This is a genomic window from Streptomyces humidus, assembly GCF_014649655.1.
In the GTDB taxonomy this organism is placed as follows: Bacteria; Actinomycetota; Actinomycetes; order Streptomycetales; family Streptomycetaceae; genus Streptomyces; species Streptomyces humidus.
Genome location: NZ_BMTL01000038.1, coordinates 37,743 through 57,152 on the forward strand (window position 1 = coordinate 37,743; position 19,410 = coordinate 57,152).

A 19,410-nucleotide genomic window follows, 5' to 3' on the forward strand; every position below is an offset into this window, starting at 1 on the left:
CCGCAGTCGCGTTCGTCGACCACGGCCCGGCCAGGTCCAGGGAGGTGGTGGCAGCCCTGCTGCGGCCCGGCAAGGCGGGCTCCAGCACCGCCGCCGACCACATCGAAACCACCCAACTCGCCTTGACCCAACTGCCCAGACGTCTGCGGCGGCTACAGCAAATGCTGACTCGACCCCGTTGGTCGCCGGATTGTCCAGGGGCTCGTCACGATGCGCCGTCAACCTGGCGGTCGGCCGGTCGTGCCCGGGTGGCGGGCCTTCGGCGGCTGTCGGCATCTGCGGGGCGGGCCTGGGCGTCAGTCGAGATGCACGTTGAGCCAGTGCATGGCGTCCAGTGCGAGGCTCACGTTGGCCCCTTGCCGGTCGAGTGTCGTGGGGAGGAGCTGTTCGGCACGGCGAATGCGCTGGAGGACCGTGTTGCGGTGGGTGTGGAATCGCGCCATGCCGAACACCCCTCTGCAGTTCATCGGCATCGGGCTGCGCTTCATCTCCTGGGAAGTCGCCCACCCCGAGTTCATGCAACTGGTCTACGACCGGCTGGTGGCCAACGGGGTCACCCGGTACGTCGTCCTGGACCCCATGCACGACATGGACGCCGTACGCGAGTCCGCCCGCATGATCCGAGCAGCTGGGGCCACCGAGATCGTCGGAGCACTGACCTTCACTGTCAGCGACGTCCACGACGACGCCCACTACGCCTCGCTCGCGGCGCAGATGACCGACTGCCCGGACATCGACCGGGTCTACATCAAGGATCCTGGGGGGCTGCTGACGTCGGAACGCGCCGCCACACTGATCCCGGCAGTCCTGGGCAACCTCGCCGGCACACCGCTGGAGCTGCACTCCCACTGCACGATAGGTCTGCCCGGCCTGACCTACCTCAAGGCCGCCGACCTGGGCGTACAGGCCCTCCAGGTGGCCTGCGGGGCTCTTGCGGGCGGCACGTCCCTGCCCAACGCCCAGCAGGTCGTGGCCAATCTGCGCGAAATCGGCCACACCGTGGACGTCGACGACCGGCTGCTGGGCGTGGTCGCCGACTACTTCGACGGCATGGCGGCGGCCGAGGGGCTGCCCGTCGGTGGTCCCCGGGACTACGACGCCGCGTTCATGCGCCACCAGGTGGCCGGCGGTGTGATGACCACCCTGCACCGGCAGCTCGACGAACTCGGTTTCAGTGACCGCTTCGACGCGGTCATCGAGGAGGTGACCCGGGTCCGCGCCGAACTCGGCCACCCCATCATGGTCACCCCGTTCCCGCAGATGGTGTGCACGCAGCCTCTACAACGTCATCGGCGCCGAACGCTACGAGAACGTCTCCGACCCGGTGATCCGGTACGTGCTGGGCAGCTTCGGCCGCCCCACCGCCCCCGTGGACCCGCAGGTCGCCGACCGCCTCCTGGGCCGCCCCCGGGCGAAGGAACTCGCCGCCGAACCGCCCCCGCCCACCGTCGCGGAACTGCGCCGGCGCTTCCCCCGCGGCATCAGCGACGAGGAACTGCTCCTGCAGGCCACGATGCCGGCCGAGCAGGTGGACGCCATGGTGGCCGCCGGTCCGGCTCGGCGGCACTACAACCCGGCAACCCCCGAACTGAGACTGGACCGGCCCGACTTCCGACTGGAGCTGCACCGTGACCGCCGAACCGGCTGACGAGGCCGCCGACCTGACCGACCGTCTGTGGGCCGTCCGCGGCGTCGTCTTCGACATGGACGGCACGCTCGTCCTGGGCGACCGACGCAACCACGGGCTCACCCCTCTCCCAGGGTCCTGGAAGTCACCGCCGTCCTCACCGCCCGCGGCCTGCCCTGGGTCACCTTCACCAACGGCACCACCCGCACCCCGGAGGCCTACGCCGAGACGCTGGCCGCATCGGGTTCGACCTGCCGGACGACGCCATGCTCACCCCCGCGACCAGCGCCGTCGACCACTGCCCGGCCATGGGGCACCGCAGCGCGGTGGTGCTCGGCGGCGATGGCCTGAAGGAGCCGCTGCGCCAAGCGGGCATCGAGATCGTCGAGGCCAAAGGCAAGCCGGAGGCCGACGCCGTACTCGTCGGCTGGTACCGCGAGTTCACCATGGACGACCTGGAAGCCGCCTGTCATGCCGTCTTCGGCGGCGCCATCCTGTACAGCAGTTCGCAGTCGGTGTTCTTCGCCAGCGCCGACGGTCGGGCACTGGGCACCTCCCGAGCCATCTGCGCCATGATCAGCAGTGTCACGGGTGTCACCGAACAGGTCGTGGGCAAGCCCTCGCTGACCGGCCTGCGCTGCGCCGCGCGCCGTCTGGGCGTCGCCCCGCAACACCTCGCTGTCGTCGGAGACGACCCGGAATTGGAGATGGCCATGGCCCGGCGTGCCGGCGCTCTCGGCATCGCCGTAACCACGGCATCCACGCGGCGAACCACTTCGCCACGCTGCCCACGGAGCAGCGCCGCATCTCACCGTCGAGGGTGTGGGCGGGCTGACCACCCTGTTGCCCGCCGTTCGCTCCCACCCCATCGAGAACGGATCCGTACCGGCATGACCACCACGACCGCCTCCCTGCGACCGAGCGCCCATCCCGGAGTCCTTGCCGACCTCGTCCCCGGATCCTCCCTCCTGCGGGACACTCTTCTCGTAGTCGGCGGCGCGGGCCTCACCGGCCTCTGCGCCCAGGTCTCCCTGCACACACCGCTCAGCCCCGTGCCCTTCGCCCTCCAGACCCTCGCGGTCCTGCTGGTCGGCACCGCGCTCGGTACCGTTCGCGGGGCGGCGGCCATGCTGCTCTATCTCGCCGCCGGTGCCGCCGGAGTGCCCTGGTTCGCCCATCACACCCACGGCCTGGGCGGCCCCGGCTTCGGCTATGTCGTCGGTTTCGTCCTTGCCGCCGTCCTCGGGCAGACAGAAGATGTGAACTCCCGCAACTGCCCAACGACGGGCAGGACTTACTTGAGCACCACTCAAGGGTTCCTGCGGACGCCCATGAACTCGTCGAGGCACCGAGATTTCCAGTTCGGCCTTGGTGACAGCGAGCCGGCCAAGGCTGCGCTGATGCCGACGCCGAGGAACGGCAGGTCCGCGGCGCACTGGATGTTGCGAGAGAGCCGGTTGCCGCGCGAGGCGGCGGGGCCCCGGCTCCGTAGCCTGCTTTCCGCCCCTCTCCTGGACGGCCTCTGACGCTCGGCAGGTCGATCTCTGCCAGGAACTGCCAGCCCCGGGCCATCTCGCATCAGCCGTCCTGCCTGATGATGTTTCCGCAGGGCATGATCGCGAAAGGTATGCACCGCCAACAGCGAAGGATCTGCTGGTGAGCTCCCTGCCCCCGGCGGCCGACCACAACCACTCAGCGCCTGTTCAGCGGCTCGCCGGTCCGACTGCCCGCCGCGCCGCCCCCATGCCCGATGCGAACCAGCATGTGACTTCACACCGTCCACAGCTGCCGACGGCCCCGCGCGACCACGTCCGCCCGTACCGTGCGGCCGCTGCCGCGAGATCGGGGACGTGTCGCTCGCCCAGGGTCTCCACCCCGAAGGGCGCAAGGAGCATCGCGGCGGTGTCCGCTTCCTCCAGTCCCACCGCGACGTGCAGGGCGGCAGTGAAGAGTGGAGCGGCCGCTTCGCCCGAACCGCGATGCTTCCAGATCGGGGCGAGCGACCGGGCGAGCGTACGCGCCAGCTCCAACTCCCCGGTGTCCAGGTGGCCCTGGAGTTCTCGCAGGGCTCCCTCGGAGCCGGCCTCGGCGCGTGCCGCGAACGAGCGTTGCCGGGGCCAGAGCACCACTGCGGCCCGCCGGTACCAGCGGTCCAGGGTGTTGCCGTAGTTGCCCATGTAGCCCTCGTACTCGGACTGGTAGGGCGTGAGGTCCTTGTTCTCGGTGGTGGCGCACACCTCGGCGTAAGAGACGGGCAGGGAGATCTGCTCACCGTCGGCGCCGTCGGGGCGGGTCCACCAGTCGAGGGTGATCTCGTCGTCGATCAGGTCGCCCAGCTCGTAGTCGGAGAAGTCGCCACTGCGGCGGCGCTCGGCCCCGGGCTCCCCGTCGGGGTCGAGGAGGCACTCACCCTCGCACTCCTCGTCCTCGCAGCCGTCGAAGTGCTCGACATCGCCGTGGTAGTCGTAGCGGTCGTAGGGCGGTACGGCGTCCCAAGTCTCCTTCACCTCGGCCAATGCGAGGACCGCCTCGCAGCCTGCCTGCCCTGCGGCCTGGCGGAGCCGGGTGGCACGCGTGGCGTCGGCACCCTTGAGGCGGTCCCAGTCCAGGCCACGCTGGGTGTACTCGTGGTCGAGAAGGTACACGAGGCGGTTCGGGGGCGCCGTTTTCTGACTGCCGTAGGCGTAGCGCTCTTCGGCCGGCTCGGTGAAGTGTTCGGTCAGGCAGTGGGCCAGGTCGGCGGCCGGGCCACCGCCGTCCGCCGGCCGGGCGGGTGCGTTCGGCGAGGAGGTTCATGGTGAGGGTGACGCGGTAGCCGGACTTGACGGGCTTGACCTCGTGCAGGCAGTCCGCGTAGAAGGCAGCGAAGGTCAGCTTCTCCCGGGACGCCTGGTGGACGACGCTCCGGCCGGCGTGGGAGACGACGAGTTCGCCGCCGGTGTGGTGCGAGGGCAGCGAGACCACCAGGGTGCCCACCATGGAGTCGTCCTTCTCGGAGTCCTGGTGCGGCAGGAAGAACTGGCCCTTGCCGTAGACGAGCAGCGCGTGCGGTTCGGCCCGCAGGACGGTGGTGGGCGGCAGACCGAGCGCGGTACGGACGCCGTCGAGGACGCCGCTCAGGGTGCGGTCCCAGTCGGGGCCGCCCAGGGTGATCCGGTCCGGGGTGATCTCCCAGGTATCGCGCACGCTGGTGTCGGCCAGGGTCTGCTCACCGCGGCCGAAGCGGGCCTGCCGGGCCTGCGCGATCAGCTTCTTGGTGACCGGAGCGCGCAACGGCAGGGGCAGCACCCCGACGCCGTCGACCTCGATCCGCAGCGCGCGGGCGGACATCTCGATGCGGGTGCTGAAGTCCCCGCATCGCTCCGAGGCATCGAGCAGCTTCGCCAGTTGCTTTCGTGCTCCGTGTCCCATGGTGTTTCGTTCCCCTGGTCGGCAGCGTGCCATTCCCTCTGTCCCGGAAACCCTAGCGCTGCTGGAAGTCCCTGTTCTCAGATGGCAGAACGGCCTTGACATTCGGGGCACCCGCGCAGGTTCAGGGAAGGCCCGGGACCGGTGGGGCGTTCAGCGGGGTGATCAAGGGGGCGGTTCTGTTCCCTGTGGAGATCGACCTCAGCCGGATCTCAGGCGGTACCCCATCCCGGTGCCTACACGCGGGGATGTCGTGCGGCGAGCTCTCTGAGCGGCCGCGCCGACGAACAGCCCGGCTTGCGGCGGCGGGAATCCCGGATCGCCAAGGACGACTGACGGGCGCCGCCCGCCACCAGTCGTGCGAGCCGCACCTCTGGCCGGCTGCTCACGTCATCGTCCGTCGCGCCGTTCCGGTCCGTCGGGGCTCCATCCCTTGAGGTATGGCTTCAGTTCCGTCGGCGTGGGCTCACGCGTGTGCGGCATTCCTGGAAGCCGGGTCAATGAGCCTCGTCGACGAGTTGATGGTGCCGCTTACACGGCCTCAGTTGCTGCCCCTGACCATGGGTCTGCTCGGCGAATGGGGATCGGGTAAGAGCAGCCTGCTCAAGATTGTGGCGACACGCCTCGAAGCAGAGCGCCCTGCGGACGGCGGGCGCTATGTGGTGGTGCAGTTCAGCCCGTGGCAGTTCGAGGGTTATGACGACATCAAGATCGCGCTGATGGACACCATCTTGCAACGGCTCCAGGCCGAGGCTGCATCCAACGCCTCGGCCGTTCAGGAGATCGGACTCCTGCGAAGGTTCATCAACCGGCTTCGTCGGCCGGCGGGTCTCGCCGGACGGGCTGCCCTCGCCGGAGTGGGGTCGGCCGCCCAGCTGACCGCGACCCACTACCAACCGGACCTAGCCCCCCTCGCCCAGGCTGTCGCCCAACAGGTAGCCGCCATGGGTGCCACAGCCCTCGATCGGGCGGAGCAGCAGCCGCCCGCGGACGATGCGGGCCTGGCGATCGGAGACGACGTCTGGGCCGATGTCGCGTCCTTCAGGTCCCGCTTCGAATCGCTCGTGGAGACGCTGGAGGGTGTGACGGCGGTAATCGTCCTCGTCGACGACCTCGACCGCTGTCTGCCGGGCACGATCGTCGACACCTGCGAAGGCATCCGGGTCTTCTTGCACACGAAGAAGACCGCCTACGTCATCGCCGCTCATCCACAGGTGGTGGAGGCGGCGATCGACAGGTTCTATCCGACCGCGGACCGGCCCGGCGCAACCGGCCTGGGCGCCGAGTACCTGGAGAAGATGCTTCAGGCCAAGATCACGATCCCTGTGCTCTCCGCCCCGGAGGCGGAGACCTATATGCAGCTCCTCCTCGCTCAGCTGCACCTGGAAGGAGCAGACTTTGGGACTGTCCTAAACGACGTGGCGCAGCGCCGGGCCCACAGCGTCCTGGCCGTCTCGCTCAATCCGGGTCTGGCCGTGGACAGCCTGGGCCGGGACCGCATGCCGCCGGCGCTGTTCACCGACATGGGCTGGGCCGGCTCCATCGCGCCGCTTCTCGGCGCCTCTCTGCGTGGCAACCCTCGCCAGCTGAAACGCTTCATGAACCCGGTGATCATGCGCCGGGGAAGCGCGCAGCGTCGGGGAACGGACCTGGACGCAGCTGTGCTGGCCAAGCTCATGGTCCTGGAGGAGCAGTACCTGACGGATTTCCAGCGTCTGTTCGACTGGCAGGTGCGAGGCGGGGGCGGCACGGTCGCCGAGCTGGCGGCGGCAGAGCGGCACACACTCTCTGCAGCCTCCGTCCGCCCCGCCCCTGCGCGCGGGCAGAGGCGTACTGCAGCGGCGCCGGGCCGCGGTGGCGACCGCGTTGAGGAGACCGGGCCGACCGAGGAGAGCTTGCCGCTGGATCCGGAGGTCGCTACCTGGGCTGCCCCGCCGCACATCGAGCGTTGGCTGCGGCTGGAGCCTTTGCTGGGCGGGACCGATCTGGGCCCCTACTTCACTTACGCGCGTGCGAAGCTGACCGTCACCGCCACCGCTGCGCGGCTCCCGGCCGCGCTGCAGGGCCTTCTGGTCCAGTTGCAGTCTGAGATCGTCGCCGTTCGGCGCACCGCAGTGCGGTCGGTCGCCGACACAGTGCCGGCCAAGGATCTGCCGCTGCTGATGGAGCAGCTGCTCGCACGCGTACTGCGCGACCCCGGCAGCGACTCGTGGGACAGCGCGGTGGAGATCGCCGAGAAGGTGCCGGGTGCGGCGGTGGCCGCGGTGTGCCACACGCTGAGCAGGATCCCGTTGGACGGGATCCCCCGGGCGAAGGTGTCCTCCGCCGTGCGTCGGCTGCCCCAGGCCAGCACGGAGGTCGCGGCGGGGCTTGTAGAAAACTCCGTCGCCGCAGGTCAGCGGGTGACCAGGAGATTGCTCCGGAACGCACGCACGCCGATTCGGAAACGCTCAGCTGATCGCTGCAGGTCAGGGCGGTCCTCGGTCGCGCCGTCCAACGTTGCAGCATCAGCAGCCAGACGCCGTCGTTGCCAGCGGCCCACTTCAATGAATGGCTTCGTTTTTCTAGGCTTCATTCTTTTCCGGCCTAGAGAGGGCGTATGCGCCGATTCTGGCCGATGCACGCCTCGTCGACGGGAAGGGGTGCCCCGTGCGTTCGTGCAGGAAGGGTGCCCACGGGACGATCGTAGGGACTTGGGCGACCGGCAGGGGCGCCCTGCGCCGCTGATCAGTGGGTTCGTACACGGCGGGCCCTGCCCTGGGACGGCGGGCGCAGCTCACGGCCGATGAACGACCGCTCCGCCGACTCATGTACGGGCACTGTCGGGTTGCTCGGGCCGGCCCGAGTGATCGTGAGCGAGGAGGTGGCGCCGTGAGCCGCGTCCAGGCCGTGCTGTTCGCACGTGACGGCACCCTCGTGGAGGACGTCCCGGACAACGCCGACCCCGACCGCGTCCGGCCCATCGCCGGGGCCCGTGAGGCGGTCGGTCTACTGCGGCTGCACTGCGTCAGCACCGGGTTCGTCACCGAACAGTCCGGTGTGGCGAGCGGAGTGCTCACCGACGCCGGGGTCCGCCGCGTCGACCGGCGGGTCGACGACCTGCTCGGCCCGTTCGACATGTGGGGGGTGTGTCCGCACGCTCCCGACGACGGCTGCCACTGCCGGGTGCCCGAGCCGGGGCTGATCCTCTGGCGGTCGCACGGGTGTGCACGGCCCCATGGGAGTGCGTGGTCGTCAGTGACCTCGGCGCGCACGTCGAAGCCGCCCGCCGGGCGGGCGGCCACGGCCCCCGCCGTCTCCTCCGGCCGGAGGAGACGGCGGGGGCCGGCCATGTGGCCCCGGACGTCCTGACCGCAGTGCGCGCGGTACTGAACGGCCCGCCCCAGGGCTGCGTCTCGGTCGACGAGCGCCCCATCGAGGCTGCCTACGACACCGGTCCGCGGCCTCGGTGAGAACCGTCCGCAGGTGTTACTGGGCGTAGAACGTGGCGTCCGCCCGGTCCGTGGCCGTGCTCGGCGTCTGCACGTACAGCAGGTAGTTGAAGTGGCGTATGTAGCGCCCGGCCACGGCGTACGACTCGTAGGAGACGCCGGCCGAGTCCGACAGGCCCGCCCGGCTGCCTCCGCTTCGACTTCGAACTCGAGGTGGCCGCCGTCATCGGCAAGGCCGGCCGGGACCTGACCCCCGAGCAGGCTCGCGAGCACATCATCGGCTACACGGTGCTCAACGACTGGTCCGCCCGCGACCTCCAGGGCCGCGAGATGAGGGTCAAACTCGGCCCCGCCAAGGGCAAGGACACCGCCACCACCCTCGGCCCCTGGCTGGTCACCACCGACGAACTGGAACCCCACCGCAGCGCGGAGGGCTTCCTCGACCTGGCCCTCACCGTCCAGGTCAACGGCGAGACGATCGGACGGGACAGGCTGGCCGACATGGCCTGGACGTTCGAGGAGATGGCGGCGTACGCCTCCCGCGGCACCTGGATCCGCCCCGGCGACGTCCTCGGCTCCGGCACCTGCGGCAACGGTGGCTGCCTGGCCGAACTCTGGGGCCGCAACGGCGCCCTGGAACCCCCACCGCTCGTCCCCGGCGACAACATCACCATGACGGTCGAGGGCATCGGAACCCTCAGCAACACCGTCGTCGAGGGCGTCGCTCCGGTTCCTCTGCCTCCTGCCCGCCGCAGGCAATGACGCCGTACGTCCGGGAAACAGGGGCGGGGCCACGGCTCGGCCCCGTCCCCGACTCCTGCCTGCTCACCAACCGGCTTTGACGACACCCCGGTGCCGGACCGCCCGTCCGGCATCGGGAGAAAGGCACGAAACAACGTGGACAAGGTCATGGCCTCGGCCGCCGACGCGGTCGCCGACATACCGGAAGGGGCGTCTCTGGCGGTGGGCGGCTTCGGGCTGTGCGGCATCCCCACCGTCCTCATTGACGCCCTGCACGCCCAGGGCGTCGGCGGACTGCGCGTGGTCTCCAACAACTGCGGCGTTGACGGCCAGGGGCTCGGCGTCCTGCTGACGGCAGGCCGGATCGCCCGGGTGACCGGCTCCTATGTCGGGGAGAACAAGGAGTTCGCCCGCCTCGTCACCAATGACGCACAGGGGATGGGAGACACCCGGGCGCTGGACATCCTGAACGCGCTGCACAGAATCGTTTGAGTTGCAGAACGAGTAGGCGGGGCAGGTGACGGCCTCGCCCTGGTTTCAAGACCACCTGGGGAAGTGGTCTCAGCGTGCCTTCCGCGGGGCGAAGGCATCGGGGAGAGTTCCTCAGCCCCCATCAGTCATCTACGGCAGAAGGTGGCGACCCGCGAGGTGGTGCAGCCGATCAAGTCGCCGGAATCCACAGGCCGGCGGCGGTGGCTCCGTGCAACCGGACGCTCCACTCGACCCAGCAGGGCGAGTAGGGTCGGGGACTGGCGCGGTGGCGTGTGACGCTCCGTTTCCAGTCCCCGCCGCTTCAATCCGTGCATGCGGTTCTCCCGCACACGGCTTTCCGACATCGTTCACCGGCTGGCATGCGCCGCCGCCCAGTGCACGTTCCCGCTGAGGCGGAAGACCCCGAGCCGCATCAGCCACTCCCCGTTGTAGCGAGTGGCCCAGTTGCGGCCCTTCAGGCCGTGTTTGCGGCTGGCAAAGATCGCCAACCGCTCGTGAATGTAGCGGTCCATCGCGGAGAACTTCCGACTGGAATGCCCGTTACGGAAGTATCCGGTCCAGCCCCGCAGGACGGGGTTGAGATCGGCCACCACGGCGGCCACCGGCCGCTCGGTCCGGGATCGGGAGGTCGCCGCGCGGATCTTGTCCCGCAGCACCCCCAAGGCCCGCGCCGAGGGCCAGCGTTGCAAGTAGAACTTGCCCCGCCATTTCCACGACTCCACCTTCCGGTGATGGAAGCCAAGGAACTCGAAGCCCCGTTCGCCTCTGGTGAGGCAGACGATGCCGGACTTCTCCGGATGCAGCCGCATCCCGAGCCCGGCTCCGGCCGTAGGGGGTCGGTGCAGTGTCCATGCGACCGGGGGATTGCCGCCTGCTCCTGAACAGACCGTCAGGACGGCTCGCGCTGCCTTCCCCGGTGGCAGCCTGCCCATGCGCCTGCGTGACCACCTTGCCGAGGTCTTCGACGACTCGTTGTTCACCGAGGTGAAGCGGCCCTGGCCGATTCACCGAACTCTGCCGAGAAGCCATGTGGCGTGGCGGACGGCAGTGATGGCGTGGCGATCGTCGGTTGCGCGGGTGGCGACGGCGATCTGCACGGGTGGTCCGTCCAGCGGGATGAACCGGACGTCCGGGTGTGGGTAGAAGCGGCTGGCGGCCTCGGCGTGCAGGGCTATGCGGCCGGTTGTCGCCACGGCTCCCGGTATGGCGGCGGGGTTGCGCAGGGCGCCACGGCTGTGGGATCCGTCGGCGGCGGGTGTTTGGCTGCCGGATGCTATTCCGCTGGTCACCGCACTTTCGCCGCTCGGCGCCTCAGGCAGCGAACGTAGCTCGCACGACGAAATTCGACCCGGATTCGACCTGCTCTGCCAATCGCAGCTTGCCGTACACGCTCTGACCAGGGCTCATACCGGACGGGAACGATACTCGGATGTTCGCCGCTCATGGCCCAACAGAGCCGGCGGTCCAGCGGCCGAGTACTTGGGCCGCCGAGGACTTGCTTGTGGCCGTCGGCCTCGCCGTGGGGGTGCCGCTGAACCTCGGTGCGGGTGCTGGCTGCGTGACGTCGTCGATGACGATGTACGTGTCGCGCGCACTGAGATGGGCGTGTCGCGCCGCCTCAGCCGGCGTCAGGACGGGTGCGACGCAGGCGTCGGTTCCCTCGAAGTGGGCAGCCCAGTCGGCCATGGTCCGGGACGCGAACGCGGCTTCGAAGATGGACGTCATCTCGCCGTGGCGCTCGGTCTCGTCCTGTGCGGGAACGATGTCGGCCACACCGAGTTGCTCGACGAGCGTCCGGAAGAACTGGGGTTCGAGGGCACCGACCGCAACCCAACGGTCGTCGAGCGTCCGGTACAGGCGGTAGTACGGTACTCCGCCGTCCAGCAGGTTCCTGCCCCGCGCCGGCGAGTGCCGGCCGGACGCACGAAGTCCGGCCGTCATCAAATCCAGGTAGGAGGTGCCGTCGACGATGGCGGCATCGACCACCTGGCCCTGACCCGTCATCCGGGCACTCAGGAGAGCCGACAGCACGCCGATGACGAGGAAGGTGGATCCTCCGCCGAAGTCCCCGAGCAGGTTGATGGGGAACTGCGGCCTGTCAGCCGTCTGCCCGAGGCCGTGCAGCACACCGGTGATCGCGATGTACGTCAGGTCGTGACCCGCGGCGTGTGCCAGGGGTCCGGTCTGCCCCCAGCCCGTCATGCGCCCGTAGACGAGCCGTGGGTTGCGCGCGCAACAGGTGTCCGGGCCCAGGCCCAGGCGCTCGGTGACCCCGGGACGCATTCCTTCCAGGAGGATGTCGGCTTCGTCGATGAGCTGCAGGGCCAGCCCGACACCGCTGCGCGACTTGAGGTCGACCTCGACGCGTTCACGGTTCCGCGTCAGCAAGTCTTCCGGGCCTCCCCCGAGGAGCTGGGGCCCTGGACGGTCGATGCGGATCACGTCGGCCCCGAGATCTGCAAGGATCGTCGCCGCGAACGGGCCGGGCCCGATGCCCGCGAGCTCGACGACCTTCACACCTTCAAGCGGTCCCGTGGCGATCACCGCGGGGCCATCCGCAGCGCGCCGTCCATGCGGATGACCTCACCGTTGATGTAGTCGTGCTCGATCAGGAATACCGCGAGCCGGGCATACTCCTCCGGCCGCGCCAGGCGCCTCGGAAACGGCACGCCGGCCGCCAGGGTCTTCTGGAACTCCTCCGTCACCCCGGCCAGCATCGGTGTCTCCACGATGCCCGGCGCGATCGTGTTCACCCGGATTCCGTACTGCGCCAAATCACGCGCGGCCGGCAGGTTCAGGCCCACGATGCCACCCTTGGACGCCGCATACGCCTCCTGCCCGATCTGGCCTTCGAACGCGGCCACCGACGCGGTGTTGATGACGATGCCCCGTGCGCCGTCCCCGAGCGGGCCCGTCTTGGCGATCTGCTCCGCCGCCAGGGCGAGCACGTTGTACGAGCCGACCAGGTTGATCGAGACGGTCCTGGCGAACAGCGCCGGGTCGGTCGCGCTGCCGTCCTTGTTCAGAACCCTTCCCGCCGTGCCGATACCCGCGCAGTTCACGACGGTGCGGAGCGGACGTCCGGCGGCCACGGCGGTGGCGACGGCGAGGCGCACGCCTTCGACGTCGGTCACGTCGACGGCGACATACGTGACGCCGTCGACGGCACGTGCCTTCTCCATCGACGGCTGCAGGTCGAACGCGAAGACGGCGGCGCCTTGGCCGGCCAGGGCCTGGGCGGTGGCCGCACCGAGCCCGGAGGCTCCGCCGGTCACGATGGCAGCGGTGTTCTGGAGATCCATGTCTTCCTTCGTCGTGATCGATGTCGTCCGCACCGCGGATGCGGTCCTGCGTCGCAGGCGTGGCCGGCCGGGAGCCTTCATGAGGGCGTCGCTCATGGCCACGGGCGACCGGAAGACGCCCGGTTGCCGAACAGGGACAGGGGTGCGGTCAGATGGGGCGATCGTGTCCGGTGCCCTCGGGCTGCCGGCTCGGGAGAGGTCCGCTCATGCCCTGCGGGTCCGCGCGGCGATGTCGCGGCCGATGATCTCTTTCATGATCTCGGTCGTGCCGCCGTAGATCGTCTGGATGCGCGCGTCACGGAAGGCCCGGGCGATCGGGTATTCGAGCATGTAGCCGTAGCCGCCGAAGAGTTGGAGCGAGCGGTTGATGACCCTCTGCTGGAGTTCCGTGGCCCACCATTTGGCCTTGGCGGCCTCGACCGCGGAGAGGGTGCCCGCGTTCAGTTTCCTCGTCGCCGACTCGACGTAGGCACGGGTCACGTCGAGTTCCGTCTCGAGCTCGGCCAGCGTGAACCGGACGTGCTGGAAATCGCCGACCGGTTGACCGAAAGCCTGCCGCTCGAAGACATAGTCGCGGCCCCACCGGTAGGCCGCCTCGGCCGAGCAGAGCGCACTGACGGCGATGGAGAGCCGCTCCAGCGGCAGCCGCTCCATCAGGGCGTGGAGACCGCGACCCTGCTCGCCGAGCAACTGCTCCGGGGAGAGACGGACGCCGTCGAAGAAGAGCTCGGCGGTGTCCTGGGCGGCGAGTCCGATCTTGTCGAGCTTCCGGCCGCGCTTGAACCCGTGCTGCCCTTCCTCGACGACGAAGAGGCTGAAACCGCGGGAGCCGGCGCCGGGGTCCGTGCGAGCGAGGACCACGACGACATCGGCCTGGATGCCGTTGGTGATGAACGTCTTCTGACCGTTGAGAATCCAGTCGTCCCCGTCGCGTACGGCGCTCGCTCGGGTGCCCTGAAGGTCGCTGCCGGCGCCGGGCTCGGTCATGGCGATCGCGCCGATGAGCTCACCGGAGGCTAGGCCGGGCAGCCAACGCCGCTTCTGCGTCTCGTCGCCGAGTTCGGCGAGGTAGGGAACGACGATGTCGTCCTGGACCGAGAGACCCGCCGAGAACGATGTGACGCCGGCCTGGGCGCACTCCTCCGCGACGACGAACCGGAACCGGTAGTCGCGGGTGCCGCCACCGCCGTAGGTCTCGTCGACTCCGATACCGAGGACACCGGACTCACCGGCGCGCGTCCACGCGCTGCGGTCGACCAGCCGGTTTTCCTCCCACTTCTGGTAGTACGGCTTGACGTCACGTTGGATGAACGTCCGGACCGTCGAACGGTAGGCGTCGTGGTCGGTGTCGTAGAAGCTCACGGCTAACCCTTCAGACGAGCAGATCGGCGCGGTTGTCGCGCTCAAGGCGCTGAATGTAAACGGCGTACATGGTCTTGGCGTGGGGAAGCAGGGCGATCAGCTTCGGCAGTGCGCCCGACACCGTGATGTGCTTGCGGGCGACGGCGAGCGGGATGCTGACCTTGCCCTGCCAGAACCGGTTGGCCGTCTCACCGTCGAGGGTCATGGTCATGTTCGGCGCCGGGGCGTCGGCATCGCCGTAGTGGACCTGGGCGGCCGGGAGATCGGCGGTGATGACGGCGTCGGGCCGCGACAGGTTCATGCGGAGCACCAGCCCTGATCGGGCCAGGGCCTGCCGCACGTCGGGGTCGGCGAAGCCGGCCTCGAAGATGCCGCCGATGTACTTCTCGGCTTCGGGCGTGTCGGCAAATGTGGCCAAGGTTCGCTCTCCTTGCGAGTGGGGTCAGAAGATCTTGCGAAGCATCCGCTGGGCGAGCGGACCGTACGGCGGGTAGACGATGCGCGGATCCGGTCGGCTCGGTCTGGCCAGGTGGGCCTTGCGGTGGCTGAAGGTCTGGAATCCCCAGGCGCCGTGGTAGGCGCCCATCCCGGACGTACCGACTCCGCCGAACGGCAGACCTGGGACCAGGAAATGCGCGGCGGCGTGGTTGCTGACGACGGCCCCTGCGGACACCGCGGCTCGGTAGCGTCGCTGCAGCCGCCGTGAGCGAGTGAAGACGTAGGCGGCCAAGGGCTTTGTGCCGCGGTCGATCCAGCGGATCGCTTCCTCGTCATCGGCGACGGTGACGACCGGGAGGATCGGGCCGAAGATCTCCTCGGTCATCAGCGCCGAATCCTGGTCCGGATCCACCACGACCGTGAGGTCGACCTGGCGGCGACCGGGGTCGCCGGTTCCTCCGATCAGCACCTGTCCACCGTGGTCTCGCAGCATGCCGGCCAGCCGCCCGGCGTGCCGGCTGTTCACGATCGGCATGGACGCGCCTCCGTCCCGGTGGGGACTCAGCTCGACGAGAGCCTGTCTGAGCTTCGGCAGGAACGCGTCGCGCACGGCTCCGTCGACCATCACGTAGTCGGGGGCGATGCAGGTTTGACCGGAGTTGAGGAGTTTCGTCCAGGCGATCCGTCGTGCCGCGACGTCGAGGTCGGCGTCACGCGCGACGAGTACCGGGCATTTGCCCCCGAGTTCGAGGGTGACCGGAGTCAGGTGTGGTGCCGCGGCGGCCATGATCACCTTGCCGACTTCCGGGCCACCGGTGAAGAAGGCGTGGTCGAGCCCCTCGGCGAGGATCGCCTGCGTTGCTTCCGGGCCGCCCTGGATGACCGCGAATGCCTCGGGATCCAGGTACTCCCTCACAAGCTCCGTGATCAGCTGGGCCGTTCGCGGTGTGTGCTCGGAGGGCTTGATCACGGCGCAGTTGCCGGCCGAGATGGCTGCCACCAAGGGGGCGAGGGTGAGGAGCAGTGGATAGTTCCAGGGCCCGATCACGACCACGACGCCGAGCGGCTCGTAGTCGTACCAGGCCCTCCCCGGGAACTGCGAGAGCGGCACCGGCACTCGCTTCGCCCGCATCCATTTCCTCAGGTGCGCGCGGGCGAACCGCGCTTCGGCGGCGGTCGGCGCGATGTCGCCGAGGAAGGAGTCGTGCGGGGGGCGGCCCAGATCCTCGGCGAGAGCCGCGGTGATCCGCTGCTCGCCCTCTGCCAGCAGCCGCTCGATCTGCGCGAGTTGGGCGAGCCGCCAGGCGATGGGCCGGGTGCGACCGGATGTGAACGTGGCGCGCAGCCGGGCGATCTGCGCGGTGACGGTGAGCGTCGGCGCGGTCATCGGGCGCTCCTCAGGACTCGCGCACGCGCTGCTCATAGGCCGCGCGGCGCTCGGGGTCGTAGGTGAGGAAGGCGTCGTACGCGCCCATCCTGCGGTTGACGAGGTCACGCAGACGCCGGCCCAGGAAGGACTGTGCCTTGAGCATCGGTCCGACGACGGCGGGAACGTACACGTCGGCACGCTTCTTCTCGATCGCCCTGACGATGCCTCTGGCGACGTCTGACGGCTCCACGGTCGGGACGAACCTCATCCCGGCGGTTCCGTCGATCAGTTCGGTGTTGGTGAAGTTCGGCAGGACGCAGGTGAAGTCGATCCCGGTCCCCGCGTACTCGATACGGGCCGTCTCGGTGAGGGCGACGACCGCCGACTTCGCGGCGCAGTAGGCGAGACCGCCCGGGATGGCGACCTTCCCCGCGGTGGAGGCGACGTTGATGATGTGGCCCCGGCCTCGTTCGATCATGGCCGGGAGTGCGAGGTGGAGGCCGTGGAGGTGTCCGAGGACGTTGATCTCCAGCACCCGTTGGTAGACGGCCGGGAGCTGGTCGACGAAGCGGCCGATCGGCATGATGCCGGCGTTGTTGACGAGGACGTCGACCGGACCGCCGATGGCGGCCTTGTCGAGGAACGCCGCGTACGAGGCGCGGTCGGACACATCGAGCTGGTGCGCCTCGGCGGAGCCGCCGAGCCCGGCGGCAGCGTTCTGCGCGGCCGTGGCGTCGACGTCGCCGATGATCACGTGCGTACCGCGGGAATGGAGCTCGGTGGCGGTCGCGAGCCCGATGCCTCGCGCCGCTCCCGTGATCGCGACGCGAAGGCCGGCGAGACTTTCGGTCATGGCGTGCTCCTTACAGATCGATGACGAGACGGCCGGACGAGCACCGTGAGACGCAGGGCATGAAGGAACCCGCCTCCCGGTCCTCGGGCGTCAGGACGGAGTCGCGATGGTCCGCCTCACCCTCGATGACCTCGGTCTCGCAGGTGCCGCAGATTCCCTCGCTGCAGGAGCGGGGGACGAAGACGCCGCAGTCGGTCGCGACATCGAGGATCGAGACGCCGGGGGGCACGGTCGCCGAGATTCCCGACCTCGCGAAGACCACTTCGAAGGCGGAGTCGTCATCGCGATGAGCTGTGCCGGCTGCCGCGAACCTCTCCAGGTGGAGGCTGCCTTGCGGCCACGCACTCATCCGCTCCTCGACTGCCGACAGCAGCGCTTCCGGCCCGCATGCGTAGACGAGGGTCCCGGCTCGTACTGGCTCCAGCACCGCGGCGAGATCGAGTCTGCCCGCGGTGTCCTCGGGCTGGATCCGCACCTGGTCCCCCAGGCGTTCGAGCTCGTCGCGGTAGGCCATGGAGGCAAGTCGGCGGCCGCCGTACAGCAGCGACCAGGCGGAGCCTCTGGCCTCCACTGCGCGGATCATGGCCAGAAGCGGTGTGATCCCGATGCCGCCGGCGATGAACTGGTAGCGCGGCGCGTCGACAAGGGCGAAGTGATTGGCCGGTGGAGCGGCCCGCACGGTGTCACCGGCTCGCATGGTGTCGTGAACGTGGGCCGAGCCGCCACGGCCGGCCGGCTCGCGCAGGACGGCGACGCGGTAACGGTGGCGGTCGTCGGGGTCACCGCAGAGCGAGTACGACCGAACGAGGTCGTCGGCGAGCACCAGGTCGAGATGAGCACCGGGCGACCAGGCCGGCAGGGGTTGTGGTGCGTGGAGGACCAGTTCCACCACCCCGTCGGCCACGGGGCGCTTCGCCTCGACCATGAGGTCGAGGACTCCCGCGTCGAGCGGGGGTGCCATGGCGGCGGTCGTCATAGCCGGACCTCCTTTCGTCTGGATGGCGAACATGTAACATAATCTACGTTACATTTGACTGCAAGGGTTGACCCGGCCGCCCGCAAAGATAATGTAAGGAACGTTACAGTCCCTCTTTGCTTCTTACCGGGGAGGCAACCCATGTCCGCCACCGTCACCCGTCCCACGTACGACGAGATCGAGTTGTCGAGCGAGACGTTCTGGTCCCGCTCGCCCCGAGACCGTGACCGGTCATTCGCCGCCCTGCGTGCCGAGCGTCCGGTCTCCTGGCAGCCCAAGGCCTACGGGTCCCTCATGGACGACCCCGAGGACTCCGGCTACTGGGCGGTCGTCCGGCACCAGGACGTCGTAGCGGTCTCGAAGAACGACGCGGTGTTCTCCTCCGACCCGGATCTCGGCGGAGTCATGTTCGAGAACGTGCCCGCGGACTTCCTGCGGGAGACCCAGTCGATCCTCACCATGGACGAGCCGAGGCACGGGCGGACGCGCGCCCTGGTCGCCTCGGCGTTCAGTCCGCGCCAGATCCGGCTGATCGAGGGACAGATCAGGCAGCAGGCGACCGCGATCGTGGACACGCTCCTCGACCAGGGGCCCGTCGACTTCGTCGAGCAGGTCTCCAAGCGGCTTCCGCTGTGGACCATCTCAGAAATGGTCGGCGTTCCCCTCGAAGACCGGGAGCGGATGGTGGCCGCGGTCGACGACATGGTCGGATACAACGATCCTGAGAACGTCGGTGACCGCGACCCCTTCATGTGCCTGCTCGAGGGCGCCGGCGCCCTGCACGACATCGCTCAGAACCTCATCGAGGCGCGGCGCTCGGCGCCTGCCGACGACCTGATGACGGCGCTGGTACAGGCGGAGATCGAGGGACAGCGGCTCACCGACGAGGAGATCCGTTCGTACTTCTGCCTGCTCGCCGTCGCCGGCAACGACACCACCCGCAACACCACGAGCCACGGGATGAAGGCGCTCTGCGACAACCCCGACCAGAAGGCGCTGCTGCTGAGCGATTTCGACCGTCGTATCCCGGGAGCGATCGAGGAGTTCATGCGCTGGGCAACCCCGGTGATGACCTTCCGGCGCACCGCGCGCGCCGCGACCGTCCTCGGCGGGCAGGAGATCGCCGCCGGCGACAAGGTGGTGATGTTCTACAGCTCGGCCAACCGCGACGAGAGCGTCTTCGCCGACCCGTGGCGGTTCGACATCTCCCGCAACCCCAACCCCCACGTCGGCCTCGGCGGTGGCGGGGTCCACTACTGCCTCGGACAGCATGTCGCGCGCATGCAGATGCGTTCGCTGTTCCGGGAGGTGCTGACGCGCGTTCCCGACCTCCGGCTCGGCGAACCGGAATACGTGGTCGGGCACTTCGTGAACGCCGTCAAGCGCATGCCCGTCTCGTTCTGACCACCCA

18 protein-coding genes and 3 pseudogenes are annotated in these 19,410 nt (G+C 69.2%); 8 read left to right on the top strand and 13 right to left on the bottom strand.

Features of this window, described 5'->3' with window-relative positions; translation table 11 throughout:
- Positions 1–8: 8 nt before the first annotated feature.
- Positions 9–242, top strand: a pseudogene (locus IE239_RS43385) (IS1380 family transposase); the annotation flags it as partial.
- A gap of 54 nt (positions 243–296) precedes the next feature.
- Here the strand turns inward: IE239_RS43385 and IE239_RS34030 are convergent.
- Entirely contained in the window at positions 297–443 is a 147-nt protein-coding gene (locus IE239_RS34030) for a helix-turn-helix domain-containing protein (protein WP_190153329.1), read from the bottom strand.
- Between IE239_RS34030 and IE239_RS34035 the strand changes: the two genes are divergently transcribed.
- A complete protein-coding gene (locus tag IE239_RS34035; protein ID WP_268254547.1) occupies positions 442–1,632 on the top strand; it encodes a hypothetical protein in 1,191 nt (396 codons plus the stop codon). The genes IE239_RS34030 and IE239_RS34035 overlap by 2 nt on opposite strands.
- Positions 1,633–1,893: 261 nt before the next feature.
- A complete protein-coding gene (locus tag IE239_RS42585) occupies positions 1,894–3,153 on the top strand; it encodes a biotin transporter BioY (RefSeq protein ID WP_229878530.1) in 1,260 nt (419 codons plus the stop codon).
- 177 nt (positions 3,154–3,330) lie between these two features.
- Here IE239_RS42585 and IE239_RS42590 read toward each other — a convergent pair whose 3' ends face one another.
- Together IE239_RS42590 and IE239_RS42595 are read right to left on the bottom strand one after the other, a co-directional pair.
- Positions 3,331–4,134: a hypothetical protein gene (locus IE239_RS42590; protein WP_229878532.1), complete on the bottom strand. Its 804-nt coding sequence runs from the start codon at positions 4,132–4,134 to the stop codon at positions 3,331–3,333.
- Positions 4,034–5,038 carry a 2OG-Fe(II) oxygenase gene (locus IE239_RS42595; protein ID WP_229878534.1) on the bottom strand — a complete coding sequence of 335 codons (1,005 nt, stop codon included), beginning with the start codon at positions 5,036–5,038 and terminating at the stop codon, positions 4,034–4,036. Before IE239_RS42595 ends, IE239_RS42590 begins: the two co-directional genes overlap by 101 nt.
- A gap of 497 nt (positions 5,039–5,535) precedes the next feature.
- On the opposite strand from IE239_RS42595, the gene IE239_RS34055 reads away from it, so the two are divergent.
- Positions 5,536–7,824, top strand: coding sequence for a KAP family P-loop NTPase fold protein (locus IE239_RS34055; protein ID WP_190153330.1), 2,289 nt, complete (start codon positions 5,536–5,538; stop codon positions 7,822–7,824).
- A gap of 82 nt (positions 7,825–7,906) precedes the next feature.
- The gene (locus IE239_RS34060; RefSeq protein ID WP_308435445.1) at positions 7,907–8,386 is read left to right on the top strand and encodes an HAD family hydrolase; all 480 of its coding nucleotides are present in this window, start codon (positions 7,907–7,909) and stop codon (positions 8,384–8,386) included.
- Between the two features lie 117 nt (positions 8,387–8,503).
- Here IE239_RS34060 and IE239_RS34065 read toward each other — a convergent pair whose 3' ends face one another.
- Positions 8,504–8,602, bottom strand: coding sequence for an AbfB domain-containing protein (locus IE239_RS34065; protein WP_373308184.1), 99 nt, complete (start codon positions 8,600–8,602; stop codon positions 8,504–8,506).
- A gap of 41 nt (positions 8,603–8,643) precedes the next feature.
- Between IE239_RS34065 and IE239_RS34070 the strand changes: the two are divergent.
- Together IE239_RS34070 and IE239_RS34075 are read left to right on the top strand one after the other, a co-directional pair.
- Positions 8,644–9,228 (top strand): annotated as a pseudogene (locus tag IE239_RS34070) (fumarylacetoacetate hydrolase family protein); the annotation flags it as partial.
- A gap of 135 nt (positions 9,229–9,363) precedes the next feature.
- Positions 9,364–9,621, top strand: a pseudogene (locus IE239_RS34075) (CoA-transferase); the annotation flags it as partial.
- A 425-nt stretch (positions 9,622–10,046) separates the two neighbouring features.
- Here the strand turns inward: IE239_RS34075 and IE239_RS34080 are convergent.
- The 9 genes from IE239_RS34080 to IE239_RS34120 form a co-directional block, all read right to left on the bottom strand.
- Positions 10,047–10,508, bottom strand: coding sequence for a group II intron maturase-specific domain-containing protein (locus IE239_RS34080; protein WP_190153331.1), 462 nt, complete (start codon positions 10,506–10,508; stop codon positions 10,047–10,049).
- A 195-nt stretch (positions 10,509–10,703) separates the two neighbouring features.
- On the bottom strand, positions 10,704–10,892 hold the full coding sequence (locus IE239_RS34085) for a hypothetical protein (protein WP_190153332.1): 189 nt from the start codon (positions 10,890–10,892) through the stop codon (positions 10,704–10,706).
- Between the two features lie 247 nt (positions 10,893–11,139).
- The gene (locus IE239_RS34090; RefSeq protein WP_308435446.1) at positions 11,140–12,216 is read right to left on the bottom strand and encodes a CaiB/BaiF CoA transferase family protein; all 1,077 of its coding nucleotides are present in this window, start codon (positions 12,214–12,216) and stop codon (positions 11,140–11,142) included.
- A 23-nt stretch (positions 12,217–12,239) separates the two neighbouring features.
- Positions 12,240–13,001 carry an SDR family oxidoreductase gene (locus IE239_RS34095; protein ID WP_190153334.1) on the bottom strand — a complete coding sequence of 254 codons (762 nt, stop codon included), beginning with the start codon at positions 12,999–13,001 and terminating at the stop codon, positions 12,240–12,242.
- Positions 13,002–13,205: 204 nt separating this feature from the next.
- The gene (locus IE239_RS34100) at positions 13,206–14,363 is read right to left on the bottom strand and encodes an acyl-CoA dehydrogenase family protein (protein WP_229878536.1); all 1,158 of its coding nucleotides are present in this window, start codon (positions 14,361–14,363) and stop codon (positions 13,206–13,208) included.
- Positions 14,364–14,373: 10 nt separating this feature from the next.
- Entirely contained in the window at positions 14,374–14,781 is a 408-nt protein-coding gene (locus IE239_RS34105; protein WP_190153335.1) for a sterol carrier protein, read from the bottom strand.
- A 24-nt stretch (positions 14,782–14,805) separates the two neighbouring features.
- Complete coding sequence (locus tag IE239_RS34110) at positions 14,806–16,188, bottom strand: aldehyde dehydrogenase family protein (RefSeq protein ID WP_190153336.1); 1,383 nt, start codon at positions 16,186–16,188, stop codon at positions 14,806–14,808.
- Positions 16,189–16,198: 10 nt separating this feature from the next.
- Positions 16,199–17,023: an SDR family oxidoreductase gene (locus IE239_RS34115; protein ID WP_190153337.1), complete on the bottom strand. Its 825-nt coding sequence runs from the start codon at positions 17,021–17,023 to the stop codon at positions 16,199–16,201.
- Between the two features lie 10 nt (positions 17,024–17,033).
- Entirely contained in the window at positions 17,034–17,999 is a 966-nt protein-coding gene (locus IE239_RS34120; RefSeq protein WP_229878538.1) for a PDR/VanB family oxidoreductase, read from the bottom strand.
- A gap of 141 nt (positions 18,000–18,140) precedes the next feature.
- Here IE239_RS34120 and IE239_RS34125 point away from each other — a divergent pair, with 141 nt between their 5' ends.
- Positions 18,141–19,403, top strand: a complete 1,263-nt coding sequence (locus IE239_RS34125) for a cytochrome P450 (RefSeq protein ID WP_190153338.1) — start codon at positions 18,141–18,143, stop codon at positions 19,401–19,403.
- Positions 19,404–19,410 lie beyond the last annotated feature (7 nt).